Annotated in this window: 1 protein-coding gene; it reads left to right on the forward strand. The window is 75.9% G+C overall.

Annotated elements, in window-relative coordinates; genetic code table 11:
* On the forward strand, window positions 1–3,572 hold a 3,572-nt coding region (locus ACH4LD_RS42930), incomplete at both ends, for a condensation domain-containing protein (RefSeq protein ID WP_398106228.1).

Genomic DNA, 3,572 nt, shown 5'->3' on the forward strand with positions numbered 1-3,572 from the left:
TTCTTCGCGCTCGGCGGTGACAGCATCCGCTCCATCCAGCTGGTCAGCCGGGCCCGCGCCGCCGGGCTCGCCCTCACCACCCGCGACGTCTTCGAGCACAAGTCGGTCACCGCCCTCGCCCGGGCCGCCGGCAGCCTCGACGCGCGCGCCGGGGCGAGCGAGGACGACGGCGTCGGGCCGTACGAGCTCACCCCGATCATGGCCCAGCTGCACGACGAGACCGGCACCCTGACCGGGCCGGTGGTCAAGTACAGCCAGCACATCGTCGTCAGCGTGCCCGCCGGGCTCGACGCCGGACTGCTCGACGCGGCCCTGCACACCGTGGTGGACCACCACGACGCCCTGCGCACCCGGGCCACCGAACCGGCCCCCGGCCTGTGGCACATGGAGGTCCTGGCCCCCGGCGCCTCGGCCGGTGCGCCGCTGGTCGCCGTCGCCGAACCGGACGGCAAGGACGACCCGGCCCGCGCCGAACGGCAGGCCGCAGCCGCCCGCGCCCGCCTCGACCCGGCCCGCGCGGTCATGATCCAGGCCGTGCTGCTCGCGGCCCCGCCCGGGACGGACACCGCCCGGCTGGTGCTGTGCGCCCACCACCTCGTCGTGGACGGCGTGTCCTGGCGCGTGCTGCTGCCCGACCTGGAAGCCGCCTACCGCGCCCTGGCCGAGGGCCGCGCCCCGGCACTCGACCCGGTCGGCACGTCGTACCGCGCCTGGTCCGCGCTCCTCGCCGAGCAGGCGCGCACCCAGGTGCGCGGCGCCGAACTCGCCGTGTGGCAACGGCAGCTGGAGGGCCCCGACCCGCTGGTCGGCACCCGCCGCGCGGACCCCGCCCGGGACGTCCACGGCACGATGCGCACCCTCCGGCTGGAGCTGGGCCCCGCGGCCACCGCACCCCTGCTCACCGAGGTGCCGGCGGCCTTCCACGCCGAGATCAACGACGTCCTGCTCACCGGGCTCGCCCTCGCCGTCGCGGACTGGCGCCGCCGGCACGGCCACACCCACCACGCGCAGACCCTGATCGAGCTGGAGGGACACGGCCGGGAGCAGCTCGGCGACGACCTGGACCTGTCCCGCACGGTCGGCTGGTTCACCAGCGTCTTCCCGGTCCGCCTGGACGTCGGCGCCGTCGACTGGTCCGAGCTGTGGGCGGGCGGCCCCGCGCTGGGCGCCGTCCTGAAGCGGATCAAGGAGCAGCTGCACGCCCTGCCCGACCGGGGTGTCGGTTTCGGCCTGCTGCGCTACCTCAACCCGCACGCCGCCCGCGTCCTCGCCCGCCACCCGCGGCCCCAGATCGGCTTCAACTACATGGGCCGCTTCGACGCCCGCGAGGGCCGGCCGTGGCAGCCCGTCGGCGGTGACGGGGTCGTCGGCACCGGAGCTCACCCGGGCATGCCGCTGCCGCACCTGATCGACGTCACCCCGGCCACCGAGGACCGCCCCGACGGACCCCACCTGATCGCCAACTGGGCGTGGGCCGGGAACGCGGTGGCCGAGGACGACGTGCGCGACCTCGCCGGCACCTGGTTCCGGGCGCTGGAACTGCTCGGCCGGCACGCCCCGGCCACGGGCGGCCGTACCCCCTCCGACCTGCCGCTGGTCGACCTGACCCAGGAGGAGATCGAGGCGTACGAGGCCGAACTCGCCGACGCCGGCGGCGTCCTGGCCGACGTACTGCCCATCACCCCGCTCCAGCAGGGCATGCTCTTCCACGCCGACTACGACACGGCGACCGCCGACGGCACCGACGTCTACACCCTCCAGATCGTCGCCGAGATCGAGGGCGACCTCGACCCGGCCGCACTGCGCGCCGCCGGCCAGGCCGTCCTGGACCGGCACCCCAACCTGCGCGCCTCCTTCCGGGCCCGGCCCGCCGGCGCCCCCGTGCAGCTGATCCCGGCCCGCGCCGAACTCCCCTGGCAGGAGATCGACCTGCGCGACCTGCCGGAACCCGAGCGCGGCGCCGAGCTGGAGCGGATCACCGCCGCCGAACGCGGCCACCGCTTCGACCTGGAGCGCCCGCCGCTGCTGCGGTTCACGCTCGTCACCCACGGCGAGGGCCGGCACCGCTTCCTGTGGACCAGCCACCACATCCTGGTCGACGGCTGGTCGATGCCGCTGCTGGTGCGGGAGCTGTTCACGCTCGGCCGGCCCGGGACCGACGGCACCGCGCTGCCCGCCCCCGTCCCCTATCGCTCCTACCTCCAGTGGCTGACCCGGCAGGACCGCGAGGCCGCCCGCGCCGCCTGGCGCTCGGCGCTCGCCGGCCTCGACGGGCCGACCCTCCTCGTGGACGCCGGCGCCGACCGGGCCCCGGTGCTCCCCGAATCCCTGCGGCTCGACCTCCCGCGCGACCTGACCCAGGCCCTCACCGCCTGGGCCCGCGCCCGGGGACTGACCCTCAACACCGTGCTCCAGGGCTGCTGGGCGCTGCTGCTCGGCCGGCTCACCGGCCGCCAGGACGTCGTCTTCGGCGCCGTCACCTCCGGGCGGCCCGCCGAGGTCCCCGACATCGAGTCGATGATCGGCATGTTCCTCACCACCGTGCCCGTGCGGGCCCGGCTGCACCCTGGCACCCGCCTCGCCGAGCTGCTGCGCACGATCCAGCACCAGCAGACCGCGCTGCTGCCGCACGAGCACCTGGGCCTCGCCGACATCCACAAGGCGGCGGGCCTGTCGGGCGAGGTCTTCGACACCGTCGTCCTCTTCGAGAACTTCCCGCTCGACGCGGCCGGCCCGGCCACCGGCACCGACGGCCCCCGTGTGGTGCGCTCCGAGGCCCTGGACGCCCGGCACCACCCGCTCAGCATGGCGGTGTTCCCCGGCGACACCCTGACCCTGCGCTTCGACTACGCGCCCGACCTGTTCACCGGCGCGGACGTCGACCGCATCGCCGTCATGGTCCGGCACCTGCTGCACACCGTCGTCGACGGCGGCGACCTGCCGCTCGCCCACATCGACATCACCGGCCCGGCCACCCTGGGCCGCCCCGGACAGCCCGGCGAACTCGGCGGACTGCTCGGCTCCTGGGACCCCGGCCTGCCCGAGGAGAGCCTCGGCGTCGTGGAACGCGTGCGGGCCGTCGCGGCCCGCGTGCCCGACACCGTCGCCGTGGCCGACGGCGCGGACAGCGTCACCTACGGCGAACTCGTGGAGCGCGCCGGCGGCCTGTCGGCGCTCCTCACCGGGGCCGGCGCGGGCCTCGGCTCGGTGGTGGCGATGCTCGCCGACCCCGGTCTGCCGTTCGTGACGGGCGTCCTGGGCGTCCTGGGCGCGGGCGGGGCGTATCTGCCGCTGGACCCGGCGGCCCCGGCGGCCCGCAACGCGTCCCTGCTCGCCGACAGCGGCGCCCGCCACCTGCTCACCGGCCGCGCGTACGCGGCACAGGCCCGCGAACTCGCCGGTGACGTCACCGTCCTGGTCCTGGAGGACTCCCTCCACGACCACGCCCTGCCGCCCGCCCTCGGCGGGGGTCTGGACCTGGCGTACGTGATGTTCACGTCGGGGTCGACGGGTCGTCCCAAGGGGGCGATGGTGCAGCGTGCGGGGATGGTGAACCACCTGTGGGCGAAGGT

Source organism: Streptomyces sp. NPDC017676 (genome assembly GCF_044329325.1).
GTDB lineage: Bacteria > Actinomycetota > Actinomycetes > Streptomycetales > Streptomycetaceae > Streptomyces.